Annotated in this window: 15 protein-coding genes; 1 reads left to right on the top strand and 14 read right to left on the bottom strand. The window is 67.4% G+C overall.

Annotated features, from left to right (window positions below):
* Positions 1 to 57 precede the first annotated feature (57 nt).
* From AB0I43_RS14005 to rplJ, 14 genes are all read right to left on the bottom strand, one after another.
* Complete coding sequence (locus tag AB0I43_RS14005) at positions 58 to 3,561, bottom strand: DNA-directed RNA polymerase subunit beta (RefSeq protein ID WP_356973535.1); 3,504 nt, start codon at positions 3,559 to 3,561, stop codon at positions 58 to 60.
* Positions 3,562 to 4,098: 537 nt separating this feature from the next.
* On the bottom strand, positions 4,099 to 4,722 hold the full coding sequence (locus tag AB0I43_RS14000; RefSeq protein ID WP_356973536.1) for a hypothetical protein: 624 nt from the start codon (positions 4,720 to 4,722) through the stop codon (positions 4,099 to 4,101).
* Positions 4,719 to 5,372, bottom strand: a complete 654-nt coding sequence (locus AB0I43_RS13995) for a hypothetical protein (protein WP_357432101.1) — start codon at positions 5,370 to 5,372, stop codon at positions 4,719 to 4,721. Before AB0I43_RS13995 ends, AB0I43_RS14000 begins: the two co-directional genes overlap by 4 nt.
* Before the next feature lie 37 nt (positions 5,373 to 5,409).
* Positions 5,410 to 6,651, bottom strand: a complete 1,242-nt coding sequence (locus AB0I43_RS13990; protein ID WP_356973538.1) for an MlaD family protein — start codon at positions 6,649 to 6,651, stop codon at positions 5,410 to 5,412.
* Positions 6,648 to 7,865, bottom strand: coding sequence for an MCE family protein (locus AB0I43_RS13985; protein ID WP_356973539.1), 1,218 nt, complete (start codon positions 7,863 to 7,865; stop codon positions 6,648 to 6,650). Before AB0I43_RS13985 ends, AB0I43_RS13990 begins: the two co-directional genes overlap by 4 nt.
* Entirely contained in the window at positions 7,862 to 9,130 is a 1,269-nt protein-coding gene (locus tag AB0I43_RS13980; RefSeq protein WP_356973540.1) for an MCE family protein, read from the bottom strand. Before AB0I43_RS13980 ends, AB0I43_RS13985 begins: the two co-directional genes overlap by 4 nt.
* Positions 9,130 to 10,140: an MCE family protein gene (locus tag AB0I43_RS13975; protein WP_356973541.1), complete on the bottom strand. Its 1,011-nt coding sequence runs from the start codon at positions 10,138 to 10,140 to the stop codon at positions 9,130 to 9,132. Before AB0I43_RS13975 ends, AB0I43_RS13980 begins: the two co-directional genes overlap by 1 nt.
* A complete protein-coding gene (locus tag AB0I43_RS13970) occupies positions 10,140 to 11,216 on the bottom strand; it encodes an MCE family protein (RefSeq protein ID WP_356973542.1) in 1,077 nt (358 codons plus the stop codon). Before AB0I43_RS13970 ends, AB0I43_RS13975 begins: the two co-directional genes overlap by 1 nt.
* On the bottom strand, positions 11,213 to 12,547 hold the full coding sequence (locus tag AB0I43_RS13965; protein WP_356973543.1) for an MCE family protein: 1,335 nt from the start codon (positions 12,545 to 12,547) through the stop codon (positions 11,213 to 11,215). The genes AB0I43_RS13970 and AB0I43_RS13965 overlap by 4 nt, the downstream gene beginning before the upstream one ends.
* Positions 12,544 to 13,410, bottom strand: coding sequence for an ABC transporter permease (locus AB0I43_RS13960; protein ID WP_356973544.1), 867 nt, complete (start codon positions 13,408 to 13,410; stop codon positions 12,544 to 12,546). Before AB0I43_RS13960 ends, AB0I43_RS13965 begins: the two co-directional genes overlap by 4 nt.
* A gap of 3 nt (positions 13,411 to 13,413) precedes the next feature.
* The gene (locus AB0I43_RS13955) at positions 13,414 to 14,145 is read right to left on the bottom strand and encodes an ABC transporter permease (protein WP_356973722.1); all 732 of its coding nucleotides are present in this window, start codon (positions 14,143 to 14,145) and stop codon (positions 13,414 to 13,416) included.
* A gap of 84 nt (positions 14,146 to 14,229) precedes the next feature.
* A complete protein-coding gene (locus AB0I43_RS13950; protein ID WP_356973545.1) occupies positions 14,230 to 15,381 on the bottom strand; it encodes an ABC transporter ATP-binding protein in 1,152 nt (383 codons plus the stop codon).
* A gap of 187 nt (positions 15,382 to 15,568) precedes the next feature.
* Positions 15,569 to 15,949: a 50S ribosomal protein L7/L12 gene (gene rplL, locus AB0I43_RS13945; protein WP_356973546.1), complete on the bottom strand. Its 381-nt coding sequence runs from the start codon at positions 15,947 to 15,949 to the stop codon at positions 15,569 to 15,571.
* A 63-nt stretch (positions 15,950 to 16,012) separates the two neighbouring features.
* Positions 16,013 to 16,567 carry a 50S ribosomal protein L10 gene (rplJ, locus tag AB0I43_RS13940; protein WP_356973547.1) on the bottom strand — a complete coding sequence of 185 codons (555 nt, stop codon included), beginning with the start codon at positions 16,565 to 16,567 and terminating at the stop codon, positions 16,013 to 16,015.
* 434 nt (positions 16,568 to 17,001) lie between these two features.
* Between rplJ and AB0I43_RS13935 the strand changes: the two genes are divergently transcribed.
* Entirely contained in the window at positions 17,002 to 18,612 is a 1,611-nt protein-coding gene (locus AB0I43_RS13935) for an MFS transporter (protein WP_356973548.1), read from the top strand.
* The last annotated feature ends 15 nt before the right edge of the window (positions 18,613 to 18,627 follow it).

The raw sequence follows: 18,627 nt of genomic DNA, 5'->3' as shown, positions 1-18,627 counted from the left end.
GAGCGCGCCACCCCGTCGGCCCGGAATGCCCGGGCCGACGGGAGGACGCCGAACGCATCAGTTCGCCAGATCGTCAACGGTGGCGGCTTCGTTCCTGGACAGGTTGATGCCCAGGTTCGCGGCCGCGCGCTCCAGATCCTCGTCGTCGCCGTCACGCATCTCGATCGCGGCGCCGTCGGAAGACAGCACCTCGACATTGAGGCACAGCGACTGGAGTTCCTTGAGGAGCACCTTGAACGACTCCGGAATGCCCGGCTCCGGAATGTTCTCGCCCTTGACGATCGCCTCGTAGACCTTCACGCGGCCGACCACGTCGTCGGACTTGATGGTGAGCAGTTCCTGCAGGGTGTACGCGGCGCCGTACGCCTGCATCGCCCAGCACTCCATCTCACCGAAGCGCTGACCACCGAACTGCGCCTTACCACCGAGCGGCTGCTGGGTGATCATCGAGTACGGGCCGGTCGAACGCGCGTGGATCTTGTCGTCGACCAGGTGGTGCAGCTTCAGGATGTACATGTAGCCGACCGCGACCGGGTACGGGAAAGGCTCACCCGAGCGACCGTCGAACAGCACCGACTTGCCGTTCTCGTCGACCATGCGCTCACCGTCGCGGTTCGGCAGGGTCGAGCCGAGCAGACCCGTCAGCTCCTCTTCGCGGGCGCCGTCGAAGACGGGGGTCGCGATGTTGGAGTCCTGCGGGGCGGCCAGCATCTCCTCCGGCAGGGCCGAGGCCCAATCCGGCTTGACGCCGTCGGCGCCGTGCACATCCCAGCCCGCCTTGCCGATCCACCCGAGGTGGGTCTCCAAGATCTGGCCGATGTTCATACGACGCGGCACGCCGTGGGTGTTCAGGATGATGTCGACCGGGGTGCCGTCGGGCATGAACGGCATGTCCTCGGTGGGGAGGATCTTGCCGATGACGCCCTTGTTGCCGTGCCGGCCTGCCAGCTTGTCGCCGTCCTGGATCTTGCGCTTCTGGGCCACGTAGACGCGGACCAGCTCGTTGACGCCCGGGGGCAGATCGTCGTCGTCCTCGCGCGAGAACACGCGGATGCCGATGACCTTGCCGGACTCACCGTGGGGCACCTTCAGCGAGGTGTCGCGCACCTCGCGCGCCTTCTCACCGAAGATCGCGCGGAGCAGGCGCTCCTCCGGGGTCAGCTCGGTCTCGCCCTTCGGGGTGACCTTGCCGACCAGGATGTCGCCGTCGCGGACCTCGGCGCCGATGCGCACGATGCCGCGCTCGTCCAGATCGGCCAGCACCTCGTCGGAGACGTTCGGGATGTCCCGGGTGATCTCCTCGGCGCCCAGCTTGGTGTCGCGGGCGTCGATCTCGTGCTCTTCGATGTGGATCGAGGTGAGGACGTCCTCTTCTACGAGGCGCTGCGACAGGATGATCGCGTCCTCGTAGTTGTGGCCTTCCCACGGCATGATCGCCACGAGCAGGTTCTTGCCCAGGGCCATCTCACCGTTCTCGGTGCAGGGGCCGTCGGCCAGCACCTGACCCTGCTCGACCCGCACACCCTCGTCGACGATGGGACGCTGGTTGGAGCAGGTGCCCTGGTTGGAGCGGTTGAACTTGCGCATCCGGTAGGACTTGCGGGTGCCGTCGTCGTGCATGACGGTCACGTAGTCGGCCGAGACCTCTTCGACCACACCGGGCTTCTCGTTGACCACGACGTCGCCGGCGTCGACCGCGGCGCGCAGCTCCATGCCGGTGCCGACCAGCGGCGCCTCGGAACGGATCAGCGGCACGGCCTGACGCTGCATGTTCGCGCCCATCAGGGCACGGTTGGCGTCGTCGTGCTCGAGGAACGGAATCATCGCGGTCGCGACGGAGACCATCTGGCGCGGCGAGACGTCCATGTAGTCGACCTGCGAGGCGGCGACGAACTCGACCTCTTCACCGGCGCGGCGCACCAGGACGCGATCCTCGAGGAAGCGGCCCTCGGCGTCGACCGGGGAGTTGGCCTGCGCGCGAACGTGGCGGTCCTCCTCGTCGGCGGTCAGGTACTTGACCTCGTCGGTGACGCGACCGTCGACGACCTTGCGGTACGGGGTCTCGATGAAGCCGAACGGGTTGACCCGCGCGTACACCGACAGCGAACCGATCAGGCCGATGTTCGGGCCTTCCGGAGTCTCGATCGGGCACATGCGGCCGTAGTGCGACGGGTGGACGTCTCGGACTTCCAGGCCGGCGCGCTCACGGGACAGACCGCCGGGGCCCAGCGCCGACAGGCGGCGCTTGTGGGTCAGGCCCGAGAGCGGGTTGTTCTGATCCATGAACTGCGACAGCTGGGAGGTTCCGAAGAACTCCTTGATCGCGGCGACGACCGGGCGGATGTTGATCAGGGTCTGCGGCGTGATGGCCTCGACGTCCTGGGTGGTCATCCGCTCGCGGACCACGCGCTCCATGCGGGACAGGCCCACGCGGATCTGGTTCTGGATGAGCTCGCCGACGGTGCGCAGGCGGCGGTTGCCGAAGTGGTCGATGTCGTCGACCTCGACCGGCACCTCCTGGCCGCCGGGGGCGGTCATCATGCGATCACCGGCGTGCAGGCGCACCAGGTACTCGATGGTGGTGACGATGTCTTCCTTCGTCAGCACCGAGCTGGTGACCGGCTCGCCCACGTGGATGCCGAGCTTCTTGTTGATCTTGTAGCGACCGACGCGCGCCAGGTCGTAGCGCTTCTCCTTGAAGAACAGGTTCTCCAGCAGGGTCTGCGCGGACTCCTTGGTCGGCGGTTCGCCCGGACGCAGCTTGCGGTAGATGTCCAGCAGCGCCTCGTCCTGACCGGCGGTGTTGTCCTTCTCCAGCGTCGACATCATGATCTCGGAGAAGCCGTAGCGCTCCACGATCTCTTCGTTCGTCCAGCCCAGCGCCTTCAGCAGCACGGTGACCGGCTGACGGCGCTTGCGGTCGATGCGGACACCGACGGTGTCGCGCTTGTCGATGTCGAACTCCAGCCACGCGCCACGCGAGGGAATGACGCGCACACTGTGCAGGTCCTTCTCGGTGGCCTTGTCGACCGAGTGGTCGAAGTAGACGCCCGGCGAACGCACCAGCTGCGAGACGACGACGCGCTCGGTGCCGTTGATGATGAACGTGCCCTTGTCGGTCATCATCGGGAAATCACCCATGAAGACCGTCTGGCTCTTGATCTCACCGGTGTTGTTGTTGATGAACTCCGCGGTGACGAACAACGGCGCCGCGTAGGTCATGTCCTTGTCTTTGCACTCGTCGATGGAGGCCTTGACCTCTTCGAACCGAGGATCCGAGAACGACAGGGACATGGAGCCGGAGAAGTCCTCGATCGGCGAGAGCTCCTCGAGCACCTCCTCGAGCCCACCGACCAGGCCGACGTCGCCGCGCGCGGCGGCCTTCTCACGCCATGACGGCGAGCCGATCAACCATGCAAAAGAGTCTGTTTGTAGATCGAGAAGTCCGGGCACCTCCAAGGGCTCACGGATCTTCGCGAAAGACACCCGCTTCGGGGCTCCGGGGATTCCGGCAACTGCCTTGGTCTGGGTGGAGACTGCCAAGATGCGTCCTTCCAGCACCTCACGCGCGCCGCGTGGTGGTCCGCGGCCGTCGCTTGCTTCGCTTTCGAATTCCGCTGGTCACAACCCGAACGAAACCCGAACAGCAGACAACGGAAGTAACACCGGAAGGGGTGGAACTTACGTGTGCAAATCGAGGTATGGACAGGAGGCAGCCAGCGCAACGTCCAAACTTACACCACCTGACCCGGTGGTGTCAAAGGCACACCTCTACCGGGTGTGAAAATACCACTCGCACGAGCGTGCGCGTGGCTGGCGCGCCGGGTGTCAACCGACACGGGGCCGATCCTGTCGAGCGACCGGCAAGATCGCTACGTTCGGGCCGGCGGCTCCGGCGCCGCGCTCGAATCGCTGGCTGCGTCGAGAGCAACGGGGCATCTGGAGCCACTGTGACAGCTGCCGCTGTTGTGAATAGCGTGACGGCTCCGGAGAAAACCGTCAAGTGCCAGGACCGACCAGCCGGTTATCGAGATCGCCTGCCGCGCTGGCCGATCTGGCGATTCGCGGGCCTCGCGGCGGCGACCGCAGAGGTCCTGGTCAGCGGTCCACGATGTCGGCGGCGAGCCAGCGCCCGTCGATCTTGCGCATCTGCAGCACCACCGGCCCGGCCACGCTCTGCTGGGCCTGGCCGCCCTTGTCCGCGCTGATCACCAGGTTGACCAGCAACTCCGCCCGGTCGTCGTCGAGCAGGGTCACCCCGATCGGCTCCGCCTGGGCATCGGCGCTGGTCTGGGCCTGTTTGATCGCTTCGACGGTGGTACCGGAGAACTTGTCCAGGTCGGTCAGCATCTTGCCGGTGACCACCTGGCGCACGGCCTGCTCGTAACCGTCGAGGTGCTCGATGTCGTAGCGGTAGATGGTGCGCAGCGCGTGGCCCGCGGCGGCGCGCACCTCCTCGGTCGCCTCGGTGTCCAGAAAGGCCGCGTTGCTGTCGTCGACGCCCGGTCGCAGCGCGGCGAGGGCGGCGAACCCGCCGAGCAGAACGGTCGCGGCGAGCAGCACGAGCGCGGCGGTCCACGACGAGCGCGGCGCCGGGATCCCGGCCGGCTTGCGGAGGAACCGCCGGGGACGCGACGGCGGCGCGGTGGGTGCGGGACGCGACGCCGAGGCGAGCGGGCGACGGGCGGAGCTGATGCGGTTGACCGGTCGGCGGGTGGTCATCGCACGCCCTCCGGCTCGGCGGGCGCGGGCGCGGGCTGGGGCTGGGCGACCCCGGGCACGGGGCCGTCGAGCAGCACGGGCTGGGTCAGCGACGCCACCTGCTCGGCCTTCCACACGCCGCCGGCCTCGGCCATCTCCAGATTCCACGTATAGCGATAGTTCGCGGGCTGCTCGCCGGGCTTGCCCTCGGTGACCTGCAACACGATCAGCGCCGCGGCGTGATCGCGCTCGCTGTTCAGCGCGGTGAGGCTCGCGCCGAGCACCTTCGAGGTCATCGCGACGCCGGTGCGGGCCGCGAGTTCCTCGGACTGCTGCTGATTCTTCTCGGACGAGGCCAGGATCTCGCCGGTCATCGAGGAGCGGGCCAGCGCGAGCGAGCCCGGGATGTCCTCGAGCCGCATCGTGGTCATGTTCAGCGCGGCTTGCCGGGCGGCGACCAGCGCGCTCTCGCGGGCCGCCGCGCGGGGCCCGTCGGTGAACCACAGGGCCTGCATCCAGCCGGTCCCGAACCAGACCGCCGCGACCAGGGCCACGGCCGCCGCGGCGGCCGTGAGGACGGTCGCCGCCACCGGGCCGGAACGGCGCGAGACGGCCTCGCGCGGCACCGTCTCCGTCCGGCTCGGCGCTTGCTTCGCTACATCGATACTCACTCGCACACCTCACGTCGTCGTTGCCGGGAAAGGCGGTTCAGTGCTTGGGCGTGACCCCCATCAGGGTGGCCAGCTGAATGGCGATCGGGCTCAGGTTGAGCTTGGGCGGATCGGTCTTGGGCGTGCGGTCCCACGGCTGCGCGATGCCCGGATCGGCCAGTTCGGCCCGCAGACCGCCCCGCACGGCGGTCGGATTACCAAAGGGCACAGTGCATTTCGCGTCCTTGTTGAACGGGAAGTCGTCGACCGTGTCGTCGAAATCCGGATCGCGGCGCTTCATCTCCGCGAGAATCTCCTGGGTGCCCTCGTAGCCGACGGTGCAGGCCGGCGGGTTGTTCACCTCGAGCACCAGGCCGAAGTGGCTGGTGTTGTCGCCGGGCGCGGTGGCCGAGGCGCCGATGGACAGCTGCGGCAGCATCTGCAGCAGCGGGCGCAGGGCGTAGAACTTCGGCGAGATGGCCTGCAGCAGGCTGCGCAGGTTGGTCAGATCCTCGGTGAGCGCGGCGCCGCTCTGCTGCCACAACTCGCTGATCGCGGCGCCCGCGTCCGTCCCGGTGCCGATCAGCCGGCGAAGATCGGGGTCGCTGGAGCGCAATTGGACGCTGAGCCGGTCCAGGCCGTCGCTGAAGCGCAGGATCTCCGCGGACTGCTCGGCCTGGGTGGCCAGTGCGACCCGGCCCGCGCGGATCAATTCGACGGTCTGCGGCAGATTGTCGTTCAGGGCGGTGCTGAATTCGTTCAGCGCCACCACGAAGGTGCGCAGATCGTCGCCCTTGCCGTCCAGGGCTTTGCCGAGTTCGGTGACGGTCGTGGTCAAGGCGGGCAGGTCGACGGTGGCGGCGAAACGGTCGACGCTGGTCACCAGCTGTTCCACCGGGATCGGGGCGTCCAGGCCGCGGATCACCGAGCCGTCCTTCAGGTACGGGCTGTCGTCGTTGGCGGGCTGCAGGTCCACGAACTGCTCGCCGATCGCGGAGCGGTTGGCCACCACCGCCTTGGCCGTGGCCGGAATGCGCGGCGCGCCGTCGTCGATGATCAGCGGGATGCGCACCCCGTCGTCGGTGAGTTCGAGCCCGCCGACCCGGCCCACGGCCACGCCGCGGTAGGTGACCTCCGCGCCCTGGTAGGCGCCGCCGGCCCGGTCCGCCTCGATCCGCACCGTGTACTGGTTGAAGCCGAGCATGTGGTCCAAACGGATGTACCGGGCGCCCACGTACACCACGCCGAGCACGGCGATCACCAGGAAGGCGATCAGCTGGACGCGCACCATCCTCGTCATCGCGGACTCCTCACCTGCGGCGTGATGCCCATCCCCTCGAGCAGCGGCCCGAGGCGGTCCGGTGCGCCCTCGGGCAGCAGGCCGGGCGGCACGGGCACCGCCGCGAACACCGTCGGCCAGCCCGGACGCGGGCCGTTGCCGTTGTAGTACGGGTTGGTCGGGTTCACCGGCACCGGCGGCCCGTACGGCGGCGGGACGTAGACCGGCTCCGGTTTGCCGACGCCCAGATTGCTCAGGGTGACGCCGATCTGCTGATCCACCGACAGGAAGGTGTTCACCTGGCCGCCGAAGGTGGCGGGCAGCGACGAGTCCGGGAACGGATAGGTCGGGATGAGCGGGAACGCGGTCACCAGATCCGGTGCGGCGGCGGCCAATTGCTGCAAGGTCGGCCGCAGCGAGGTGAGGTCGCGGATCAGGTTGTCCTTGGAGGTGTCGATCACGTCGAAGCCGGCCTGCCCCACCCGATCCAGCTGGGCCAGCAGCGAGATCAGTTGCGGCCGTTGCTCGTCCAGGATCCGGATGCCCTCGGGCAACTCGTCCAGGATCTTGCCGATCTGGTCGGTCTGGGTGCTCACCCGGCTGCTCAGCAGCGCCAGGCCGTCGATCGCCCGGGTGATGTCCTCGACCTGCGCGTTCAGGCCGCCGATCAGCGTCTCGGCCTCCTCCAGCAGCGAGCGCACCCGGCCCTCGCGCCCGGCCAGCGTCTTGTTCAGCTCCGAGACGATCGGCGCGAGCTGGGCGATGCCGCCGCCGTTGAGCAGCAGCGACAGCGCGCCGAGCACCTGCTCGAGTTCGACGGCGGCGCGGGTGTGGTCGCGCGGGATCACGGCCCCGCTGGTCAGCGGGGCGGGCGCCGGATCGGCGGGCCGCGACAGCTCGATGAACTTCTCCCCCAGCAGGTTCGACTGGCGGACCTCGGCGCGCGCGTTGGCGGGCAGGTCTACCGCATCGTTGACCACCACGCGCACGCTGGCCGTCCAGCCCGTCGGGCCCAAGGCGATCTCCTCGACCCGGCCGACCGGCACGCCCTCGACCTTGACCGCGGACTGCGGCACCAGATCGAGCACGTCGTCGAATTCGATGGTCAATCGCATCGGATCCTTGCCGATGTCCGCGCCGCCCGGCAGCGGGACGCTGTAGATGCCGTTCCCACAACCCGTCAGTGCCAGCGCGCCCACGAGAGCGCTTGCCGCCCAGACTGTCCGGAGCCTCATCGAATACCTCCCGGCTGCTGCGACGGGGGCAACTGATCCGACGGCGTGCCCGGCACGGTGCCCGGCACCGGCGCGCGCTGCTGGTTCTCGTTGCTCAGAATGCCGAACGGCAGGATCAGCGACGGCGTCTGCACCCCGGCGGTGATCTGATCCGCGATCTCGCGGCAGTGCTCGATGAGCGGCCGCATCTGCCTGCCGACGGCCTCGAATTCCGGGTCCCCGGGCATCAGTTTCGACAGATCGATCATTTTGCAGATCACCCCGAACGGGTCCTGCAGATCGGTGAAGTTGGCGCGCATGTCGAGGGTGCCGGATTCGCCGTTGTGCACATTGATCAGATTGCTCAGCGCCAGCGTGAGTACCGGCAGCGCGGCCGCCAGATCATCGCGCTGCTCGGACAGGGTCCTGGTCAGCGAGGTGAGCGCCACCGCGTTGTCGCCGATCAGCGCGTTGTTCTCGTCCAGGAATCGGGCGACGTCGCCGAGCGCGATGGACAGCAGTCGCAACGCGGCGCCGAGATCCTCCCGTTCGTCGCCCAGAAAGGCCGCGAGATCGGCCAGCTGCGCGTTGAATTGGCGCACCTGCTGATCATTGCGGGCCAGCATGCTGACGAAGATCTGCAAATTCTCGACCGTGTCGAAGATATCGGCGCGATCGTCGGCCAGCAGTTTGGTGGCCTTGCTCAGTTCGGTGATGGTGCGGCCCAGCGCTTCGCCGTTGCCCGCCAGATTCGCGGCCGAACTGCGCACCAGATCGTTCACCGCGCCGTCTTTGTTGGCGCCGTTGGGACCGAGCGCCTCGGTGAGTTCGGCGATGCTCTTGTACAGTTCGTCGACCTCCACCGGGGTGACGGTGCGCTCCAGCGGAATCACCGCGTTCCGCGGCATTTTCGGGCCGTCGCGATAGACCGGCAGCAATTGGATATAGCGGTCGGAAACGATCGAGGGCGTGATCTGCGCGGCCTTGGCGTCGGCGGGCACGTCGAATTTGCGGTCCACGCTCATGGTGACGCGCACCTGGTCGCCGATCGGCTCCACCTTGTCGACCCGGCCGACCGCGACGCCCAGAATCCGCACGTCCGAGCCCTCGTAGATGCCGACCGCGCGGTCGAAATAGGCGGTGATGCGGGTGGTGTTCAGCCGATCGTCCAGCAGCCAGACGGTCGCGCAGATCGCCACGGCCGCGACGACGATCAGCGCCAGAATTCGCGCGCCCCGGCTGCTGGACCGCACCGCGGTCAGCGGATGCCGCCAGCCGCCCGCCATCAGTTGCCGCCCAGATCGCGGACCGGCTCGCGATAACCCGGAATATCCGGCAGCGCGGGCGGAATGAGATTGACGATCACCGCGTCGAACCAGCGGCCGGTGCCGAGCACATTCGCGTACAGGCCGTAGAACGGCGCCGCGAGTTCCAGGGTCTTGGAAATGTTCTGCTCATTGGCGTTCAGCAGGTCGATGGCGCCGCGCAGATTCGTCAGCGCCGTGCCCATCTGCGCCTCGTTCTCGCGCACCAGCGTGCTCAGCTGGGTCGCCACCGACTGCGCGCCGGTCAGCAATTGCCGGATGGCGGCCTGCCGGATGTTCAGCTCCGCGAACAACTGTCCGCCGGTGGTCAGCAATTGCTCGAATTGCGCGTTGCGGTCGGCCAGGACCTGGGTGGTCTGCCGGGTCGCGGCGAACAGCCTTTTCACCTGTTCATCGCGCTTGGCCAGGGTTTCGGAGATCCGGCCCAGGCCGTCGATGGCGCCGCGCAGTTCCGGCGGCGTGGTCGCGAACGCCTCCGACAGCACCCGCATGCTGGTGGCCAGCTGCGCGGTGTCGATCTCCTCGAGCTGCTTGGTGGCGTCGGTGAACGCCTCCATCACGTCGTAGGGAGTCACGGTGCGCGACAACGGGATCGGCTCGGCCGGGTCGGCCGGGCGCGGGCCCTGGGGGTCCAGCGCCAGCACCTTCTGGCCGAGCACCGTCTTGATCTGGATCGAGGCCGTGGTCTGGTTGCCGATCCAGGCGTTCTGGGTGCGGAATTCGACCAGCACCTTGTCGCCGTCGAGCCGGATGTCGTGTACCTGACCGACTTTCACCCCGGCGATGCGGACCTCGTTGCCCTTCTTCAGGCCCGCCGCCTCGGAGAATTCGGCGGTGTACTTGGTGCCCGCGCCGATGATCGGCAACCGGTCCAGATAGAACGCCGACAGCGTCGCGCACAGGATCAGGAACAGCCCGAGCCCGCCCAGGAAGGCGGGGCTGCGTTTGCCGAGCAGAATCCGGTCGTCCATCAGCGCGCCTTCCCGGAGCAACGCGGTGCGGCATTGGTGTAGAGCGGCTGGTTGATGGTGGGCATCGACGCGGGCAGGTTCAGCTGCGGGGCGTCCACCGCGCCCGGCCCGACCACCAGGTCGATGCCGCACAGATAGAACTGGAACCAGGAGCCGTAACTGCCGACGCGGCCGAGCTTCTCCATCTTCAGCGGCAGGTTCGCCAGCGCCTGATTCACCTCGCCGGAGCGCTCGTTCAGGGTGCCGGTCAGCTGACTGAGGCCCGCGATGGTGCCCTGGAGCGTCGGCACCACCGGCACCAGCAGATCGGAGGTGGCCGAGGCCAGATTGCCCAGCGAGCTCACCGACGAACCGATCACGTCGCGCTGCGCGGCCAGCCCGGACACCAGCGCCGAGGTGTTCACGATCAGCGCGTCGAACTGGTTGTCGCGACTGTTCACCGTCTCCAGGACGGCGGTCAGATTGCGGATCAGATCGCCGATCACCGCGTCCTTGTCGGCGATCTTGTTGGTCAGGCTCGCGGTGCTGGCCACCAGGTCGTGGATGGTGCCCTGCTCGCCCTGGAACACCTGGATGATCTCGAAGGCGAGCTTGTTCACGTCCTCGGCGGTGAGCGTGCGGAACAGCGGCCGGAAGCCGTTGAACAGGGTGGTCAGATCGAGCGCGGGCCGGGTCTGCGCGAGCGGGATGGTCGCGCCCTCGTTCAGCTTGCGCCCCTGGTCGCCCGCGCCCTGTTCCAGTGCGAGATAGCGCTGCCCGACCAGGTTGCGGTAGCGGATCGACACGATCGTGGAGGCGGGCAGCCACTTGCGGTCCTGCACCTGGAACTCCACGCGGGCCAGCCGACGATCCACCAGGGCGACCTTGGTGACCTTGCCGATCCGCACCCCGGCGATGCGGACCTCGTCGCCCTTGTTCAGCCCGGTGACATCGGTGAAGACCGCCTTGAACGGGGTGCCGCCGCCGGTGTAGTTGGCGATGGACAGCCCCAGCACCGTGGTCGCGAGCAAGGTGACGATCACGAAGACGATCAGCTTGACCAACGGCGCTCCCGCGCCCCGCAATCCCCGGCTCATCGCAAGCTCACCTCGCTCCCCCGGAACGCAGGTGCCCCGGCGCGAGTCAGCCAGCTCGGCACCGCGTCGGGCGAAACCCCGTGCACCGCACCGTAGATCGCGCCGAGCGACCGCTGCTCGCTGGGCGATCCGGCCAGCGTCGGATACATCGCGTACTGGGGCGCGTCCATCTTGCCGATCGTCTGATCGCCCGGGTAGCGGGTCGGCGGCTGGTAGGAGCCGTCGTTGTTGGGGCCGCCCGGATACTGGCCGGCGTCGACGCCCACTGGGAACTCCGCGAAGCAGGCCGGGCCGCGGGTGTCCAGCCAGCGCGGTTCGTCCTGGTTCGGCAGGTATTTGCCGCGGGTGTTGGTCAGCTCGATGCTGACCCGGGATCCGGGACGGTCGGTGCCCACGCCGAAAATGTTGTCGATGCGCGGCTTCATCTTCGCGAAGTTGGCCATCACGCAGGTGTAGGTCGGGGAATGCTCGGCCAGCAGTTCCAGCGCGGGCCGGGCGTCGGCCGCCACGTCGATGATGTTGTCGCGGTTGGCGATCAGGAAGTCCGCGGTGCTGCCCGAGGCCGGGGTCAGCGTGGCGTAGAGGGCGTCGAGCTGACCGCGGCGCTGCACGATGGTGGCGTTCGTAGTGCGCAGATTGTTCAGCGCGTCCACCAGCTGCGGCAGCGCCTGGGAGTAGGTGTCGGACACGGTGGCCAGGCTGCGCAGGCCCTCCCGCAGATCCGGCAGCACGCCGTTGACCTCACGGAACACGGTGTCGAGCCGGTCCAGGGTGCCGCCGAGCTGTTCCCCCTGCCCGGCCAGCGCCTGGGCCAGCGCGCCGAGCGTGGCCGCGAGATCCTGCGGCGGAATGGCGCGCAGCAGCGGCAGCATATCGTCGAAGACCTTGCTCAGTTCGATCGCGTTGCCACTGCGATCCTGCTGCAGGACGACGCCGTCGGTGAGGTGCGCCGGGCTGGGCTGCGCGGGCAGGACCAGATCCACATAGCGTTCACCGAACAGCGTCTTGGGTAGCAATCTGGCGGTCGCGTTGACCGGGATCTTGGTCGCCTTGCCGGGGTCGATGGCCAGATCCAGGACCACCCTGCCGTCCTCGGGGCGGCTGGCCCGCACCTCGCCGACGGTGACGCCGCGGGCCTTGACCTCGGCGTTGCGGGTCAGCGCGTTGCCGACGCTGTCGGTGATCAGCTCGACGTCCACCGATCGCACGAAATGCTTGTTGTACACCGCGACGCACACCCACACGAACAGCGCCAGGATCAGGAAGAACGCGATGCCGAGCAGACGGATCCGCAGGGGTTCCGTCGCCCGCCACCGCTGGACTCTGTTCATCCGGCGATCCGCACCGTGGTCGAGGTGCCCCAGATGGCCAGGCTGAGAAAGAAATCCAGCACGTTCACCAGCACGATCGCCGAGCGCACCGCGCGCCCCACCGCGATGCCCACGCCGGACGGCCCGCCGGTGGCGTTGAACCCGTAGTAGCAGTGCACCAGGATGATGACGAACGCGAATATCAGCACCTTCAGGAACGAATAGAGCACGTCCTGCGGTGGGAGGAACAGGCTGAAGTAGTGGTCGTAGGCGCCGCTGGATTGCCCCTCGAACCAGATGCTGACGGTCCGCGAGGCGAGGTACGTGCCGAGCAGGCCGACGATGTACAGCGGGATCACCGCGAGGAAACCCGCGATCACCCGGGTGCTGACCAGGAACGGAATCCCCGGCACCGCCATCACTTCGAGCGCGTCGATCTCCTCGGAGATCCGCATCGCGCCCAGTTGCGCGGTGAAACCGCAGCCGACCGTCGCCGAGAGCGCGAGCGCCGCGGTGAGCGGGGCGATCTCGCGGGTGTTGACGTAGGCGGTGAGGAAGCCGGTGAGTACCGAGGTGCCGAGCGCGTCCAGCGCCTTGAAACCCTGCAGGCCGACCACGAAGCCCACCGAGGCGGACATGAAGACGATGACGCCGATGGTGCCGCCGATGACTGCGAGCGCGCCGGAGCCGAAGGTCACCTCGGCCAGCAGCCGCTGCACCTCCTTGCGATAGTGCACCGCCGTGCGCGGGATCCAGGCGATCGCGCGCGCGTAGAACAGCATCTGCTCACCCGCGCGATCGATCACCGTCCCCGGCGCCCGACCGGCCCGCTGCGCCAGCCGGATCGACTTGGCCACCACCGGAGCTCGGTACTGGGTCGCCATGGTTCAGGCCCCCTTTGCCGGGACGACCTGTAGATAGACCAGTGTCAGCACCAGATTCACGAAGAACAGCACCAGGAAGGTGATGACCACGGACTGGTTCACGGCCTCGCCGACGCCCTTGGGCCCGCCCGCCGGGTGCAGGCCCTTGTAGGCGGCGATGACTCCGGCCAGCAGCCCGAAGATCAGCGCCTTGATCTCACCGATCCACAGGTCCGGCAGCTGCGCCAGCGCCGAGAACGAGGCCAGATACGCGCCCGGGGTGCCGCCCTGGAGCAACACGTTGAAGAAGTAGCCGCCCGCGATGCCGACCACCGACACCAGTCCGTTGAGCAGCAGCGCGACCAGCATCATCCCGAGTACCCGCGGCACCACCAGCCGATGGATCGGGTCGACGCCGAGCACCTCCATCGCGTCGATTTCCTCACGGATGGTGCGCGATCCGAGGTCGGCGGCGACCGCCGAACCCGCCGCGCCCGCGATGATCAGCGCCGTCACGACCGGCGCGGCCTGCTGCACGGTGGCGAGCACGCTGGTGGCGCCCGTGAAGGATTCGGCGCCGAGCTGCTTGACCAGGGATCCGGTCTGCAACGAGACGACGGCGCCGAACGGGATCGCCACCAGGGCGCTGGGCAGGATCGAGACGCTGGCGATGAACCAGGATTGCTCGATGAACTCTCGCCATTGGAACGGTCGCTGGAACGTCTTGCGCGCCACGTCGGCGAGTAGCGCAAAGATGTTGCCCGCCTGGCCGAATGCGGACTCGATCGGAGTCCGGAAACGCACCAGGGTGGTGTTCACCCGGCGAATGCTACCTGCTGGTTACCCTTTAGCGGTGTTGTGGCGCACGGTCGTGTCGTACCCGCCACCGAGTTCCGGCTGACCGCCGTCGTAGTTCGGTCCGGCCTGCGTGTAGGCGGGAAGCACCTGCGTGTCGTCGTTTTCGTCGAGCGACTCGCGGATCGCGTCCTGGGCGGCGCGGGGCAGCGTGTGCATGATTTCGCGGACCCGCGCCTTGCGGCGAGCAACCGCCTGGCGAACCGGCATGCCGGGCTGCGCCTTCATCTGCGGGATGATGCCCTCGACCTCTTCGGCGCCACCGTGGTGGTGACCGGCGTCGACCATGGCCTGCTCGCGGGCCATCTGGGCTTCGTCCTTCTCCTCCGACATACCGATCGGGCCGATCATGCGACCGTTGAGGAACTGCTTGACGACCGGCTCGTCGGAGGTCAGCAGCACCTCACGCGGGCCGAACATCACCAGCTGGCGGCGGAACAGCATGCCGATGTTGTCGGGCACGGTACGGGCCAGGTTGATGTTGTGGGTCACGATCAGGATCGTGGCGTCGATCTGGGCGTTGATGTCGATCAGCAGCTGGCTCAGGTACGAGGTACGCACCGGATCCAGGCCGGAGTCGGGTTCGTCGACCAGGATGATCTGCGGGTCCAGCACCAGCGCGCGGGCCAGGCCGGCGCGCTTGCGCATACCGCCGGAGATCTCGCCGGGCAGTTTGCCTTCGGCGCCGAGCAGACCGGTCAGCTCGAGCTTCTCCATCACGATCTTGCGGATCTCGGACTCGGACTTCTTGGTGTGCTCGCGCAGCGGGAAGGCCACGTTGTCGAACAGGTTCATCGACCCGAACAGCGCGCCGTCCTGGAACAGCACGCCGAAGAGCTTGCGGATCTCGTAGAGCTCTTTGTTGGAACAGGTGGTGATATCGGTGCCGTCGATGTAGATCGAGCCGCGCTCGGGACGCAGCAGGCCGATCAGCGACTTCAGGAACACCGACTTACCGGTGCCGGAGGGGCCCAGCAGGGCACTGACCTCACCGGAGGGCAGCGTGAGACTTACGTCCTGCCAAATACGCTGTGAACCAAAAGACTTGGTTACACTTTCGGTCCTGACTTCGACGCCCACGCCAACCTCCACGAATTCTTCGACGAGCCCCCCTTGTGCCGAACCGCGCGCGGTCATCGCGGTGTGTCACGTCACAGTGGGTCCGGTCACTGTATCTCACGGTCGAGACGCGGCGCACCCCAACCTGACCGAAGAGTAACCCAGACACTCTCACCAGGTAAGCAGCGGTCGCACGCGAGTCCGAAAATGCAAAACGGGCGGCTCCCCAAAGGGAGCCGCCCGCTTCGAGCGCAATTCGGTCGAATTACTTGACCGAGACCTTGGCGCCGGCCTCTTCCAGCTTGGCCTTGGCGGCGTCCGCGGCGTCCTTGGCGACCTTCTCCAGGATCGGCTTCGGGGCACCCTCGACCAGGTCCTTGGCTTCCTTCAGGCCCAGGCCGGAGACGATCTCGCGAACGACCTTGATGACCTGGATCTTCTTGTCGCCGGCACCCTCGAGGATGACGTCGAACTCGTCCTGCTCTTCGGCAGCCTCAGGCGCGGCACCGGCCGGGCCGGCGGCGGCGACGGCGACCGGGGCGGCAGCCTTGACGTCGAACTTCTCCTCGAACGCCTTCACGAACTCCGAGAGCTCGAGCAGGGTCATGCCGCCGATTTCCTCGAGCAGCTGGTCAACGTTAGCCATTGATTTTTCCTTTCGATGGGGTCATCTCCGCGCTGGCGGCGATGAAATGTTTATGGGGGTGACTTATTCGGCGTCGGCGGCCGGAGCGTCGGCGGCGGCACCACCGGCGCGCTGCTTCTCCTCCAGGGCCACGAGCAGGCGAGCCATCTTCGTCGCCGGAGCGGCGAACGTGGCGGCAGCCTTCGACAGGTTGGCCTTCATGGCGCCGGCCAGCTTGGCCAGCAGCACCTCGCGGGACTCGAGATCGGCGATCCGCTCAACTTCGGGCACGGACAGCGCGACGCCGTCCATGTACCCGCCCTTGATGATCAGCGCCTTGTTGTCCTTGGCGAAAGCCTTCAGCGCCTTCGCGGCGTCGACCGGCTCACCCGTGATGAAGGTGATCGCGGTCGGACCGACGAACAAGTCATCCAGGCCTTCGACGCCAGCCTCGGCGGCAGCGCGCTTGACCAGGGTGTTCTTGGCGACGGAGTAAGTGGCGTTCTCGCCCAGCGCACGACGCAGCTCGGTGAGCTTGCCGACGGACAGGCCACGGTATTCCGTGACGACAGTCGCCGTCGAGCTCTTGAACTGCTCCGTGATCTCCGCGACCGCGGTGACCTTCTCGGTTTTTGCCATACTTCGCCTCCTCTCTGGATGGTCGGTTCGTATTCGCGAACTTCCGAATTCCAGGGTCTGGCGAAAGCAAACGCCCCGGACGCAGAGCGTTCCGGGGCGCACAAGAAACATAGGGATTCGTTCGACCGAATCAGTTTCCCGAACCTCGGCTCTCCCTGCGTGGGCCGCCGGCGATGATGCCGGACCTTCGACCGCACCCTGACGGGCACAGCGACCAACGGTCTTCGGTAGAACGGATTGGGTAGTTATCGAACAAGTCGATTACTTGCTCCTACGGTACAGGCACCCTCCGCCATCTGCCAAAACGGGGTCCATTCGCGGCCGCCTGGAGCCGCCATTGTTGTGTCGCGTATCACATTCGTGGCCAGGATGTGGCCGACGTCGCGCCGTACAAGTGTTACTTCCGGTGACACTTACTGCTTAGCTGCTGAACTATGGCAACCTCCATAGTCGATCCACCACCGCTGCTGGACCGGCCGATTCAGCGCTACCTCGCCCTGGCGGTCATCTGCCTGGCCGAACTGCTGGTCGTCCTCGACAACACCATCGTCAACGTGGCCCTGCCGTCCATCGGCGTCGAACTGCGCACCGGCGTCAGCGGCCTGCAATGGGTCGTCGACGCGTTCACCCTGACCTTCGCCGGCCTGCTGCTGGCCTTCGGCAATCTCGGCGACCGCTACGGCCGCAAACGCATGATGATGCTCGGCCTGCTCGGCGTCGCCGCCATGTCCGTCGCGGGCGCGCTGTCGAGCACCATGGGCGCGGTCATCGCCTCGCGCGCCGCCATGGGCGTCTTCGCGGCGGCGGTCTTCCCCGCCACCCTGGCGTTGATCATCAATATCTTCACCGACCGCCGCGAACGCGCGCTGGCCATCGCCGCCTGGACCGCAATGGCCGGCTTCGCGATCGCCATCGGGCCGATCTCCGGCGGCTGGCTGCTCGAGCACTTCTCCTGGCACTCGGTGTTCTGGATCAATGTGCCGGTGGCGCTGATCGCCGTGGCCGCCACCTGGTTCTGGGTGCCGGAATCGCGCTCGGCGCACGCCGGCCGGCTCGACCTGCCGGGGATCGCGCTGTCCATCGCGGGCATCACGCTGGTGGTGTGGTCGATCATCGAGGCGCCGCACAACGGCTGGCTCTCGCTCACCACCCTGGGCACCGCCGCCCTCGGCGTCGCGCTGTCGGCGGCCTTCATCGCCTGGGAATTGCGCACGCCCGCACCGATTCTCGACATGCGCCTGTTCCGCAACCGGCGCTTCTCCCTGCCCGCGCTCTCGATCGCCGTCGGCTACTTCTCGATGTTCGGCTTCCTGTTCCTGATCACCCAGTACTTCCAGGGCGTGCGGGAGTACACCCCGCTCGAATTCGGCATCGCCTCACTGCCGTTCGCGTTCTCGGTGGCGGTCGGCGCGCCGGTCGCCACGCTGCTCGCGCAGCGCCTGGGCACCACGCCGGTCATCACGTTCGGCCTGCTGCTCACCGGGCTCGGCCTCTACCTGGGCGGCCAGGTCACCGTGGACAGCAGCTATCTCACCGACGTGCTGCCCTCGATGGTCTCCATGGCGCTGGGCCTGGCCATCGTGCAGGGGCCCGCCACCGAATCCATCATGGGCGCACTGCCTTTGGACGAGGCGGGCGCGGGCTCTGCGGTCAACGACACCACCCGCGAGATCGGCGGCACCCTCGGCGTGGCCGTGCTGGGCTCGATCGTCGCCTCCTACTACACGACGCGCGTCGAACCGCTGGTCGCCAAGGTGCCCAGCACCCTGATGACCGACGACCAGAAAAGCCTGGTGCAGGCCAGCCCGCTCAGCGTGCTGGAGATCCGCAAGCAGCAGCTCCCGTCCTTCCTGGAGGGACAACGCGAAAACCTCATCACCGCAATGAAATCCGCCGCACTACAGGGCTCGCACGCCGCGTCCCTGGTCGCCGCGGGCGCGGTGGTCGTCTGCGCGGTGATCGTCGCGATCTTCCTGCCGTGGGGTGTGCAGGAAGGCGATTCCGTACTACTGGGCTGGCGCAAGTCCGCCGACGATCCGGCCTGACCGCCGGATTACGAA

This window comes from Nocardia sp. NPDC050435 (genome assembly GCF_040655395.1).
GTDB lineage: Bacteria > Actinomycetota > Actinomycetes > Mycobacteriales > Mycobacteriaceae > Nocardia.
The sequence above is the reverse complement of the archived record's forward strand: the minus strand, read 5'-3'. Positions and strand labels throughout refer to the sequence as shown.

Coding starts and splice junctions, on each gene's coding strand:
- AB0I43_RS13975 (WP_356973541.1), bottom strand. CDS start 10,140: ATGGACGACCGGATTCTGCTCGGCAAACGCAGCCCCGCCTTCCTGGGC.
- AB0I43_RS13960 (WP_356973544.1), bottom strand. CDS start 13,410: ATGGCGACCCAGTACCGAGCTCCGGTGGTGGCCAAGTCGATCCGGCTG.
- AB0I43_RS13965 (WP_356973543.1), bottom strand. CDS start 12,547: ATGAACAGAGTCCAGCGGTGGCGGGCGACGGAACCCCTGCGGATCCGT.
- AB0I43_RS14000 (WP_356973536.1), bottom strand. CDS start 4,722: ATGACCACCCGCCGACCGGTCAACCGCATCAGCTCCGCCCGTCGCCCG.
- AB0I43_RS13985 (WP_356973539.1), bottom strand. CDS start 7,865: ATGAGGCTCCGGACAGTCTGGGCGGCAAGCGCTCTCGTGGGCGCGCTG.
- rplJ (WP_356973547.1), bottom strand. CDS start 16,567: ATGGCAAAAACCGAGAAGGTCACCGCGGTCGCGGAGATCACGGAGCAG.
- AB0I43_RS13950 (WP_356973545.1), bottom strand. CDS start 15,381: ATGACCGCGCGCGGTTCGGCACAAGGGGGGCTCGTCGAAGAATTCGTG.
- AB0I43_RS13935 (WP_356973548.1), top strand. CDS start 17,002: ATGGCAACCTCCATAGTCGATCCACCACCGCTGCTGGACCGGCCGATT.
- AB0I43_RS13970 (WP_356973542.1), bottom strand. CDS start 11,216: ATGAGCCGGGGATTGCGGGGCGCGGGAGCGCCGTTGGTCAAGCTGATC.
- rplL (WP_356973546.1), bottom strand. CDS start 15,949: ATGGCTAACGTTGACCAGCTGCTCGAGGAAATCGGCGGCATGACCCTG.
- AB0I43_RS13980 (WP_356973540.1), bottom strand. CDS start 9,130: ATGGCGGGCGGCTGGCGGCATCCGCTGACCGCGGTGCGGTCCAGCAGC.
- AB0I43_RS13990 (WP_356973538.1), bottom strand. CDS start 6,651: ATGACGAGGATGGTGCGCGTCCAGCTGATCGCCTTCCTGGTGATCGCC.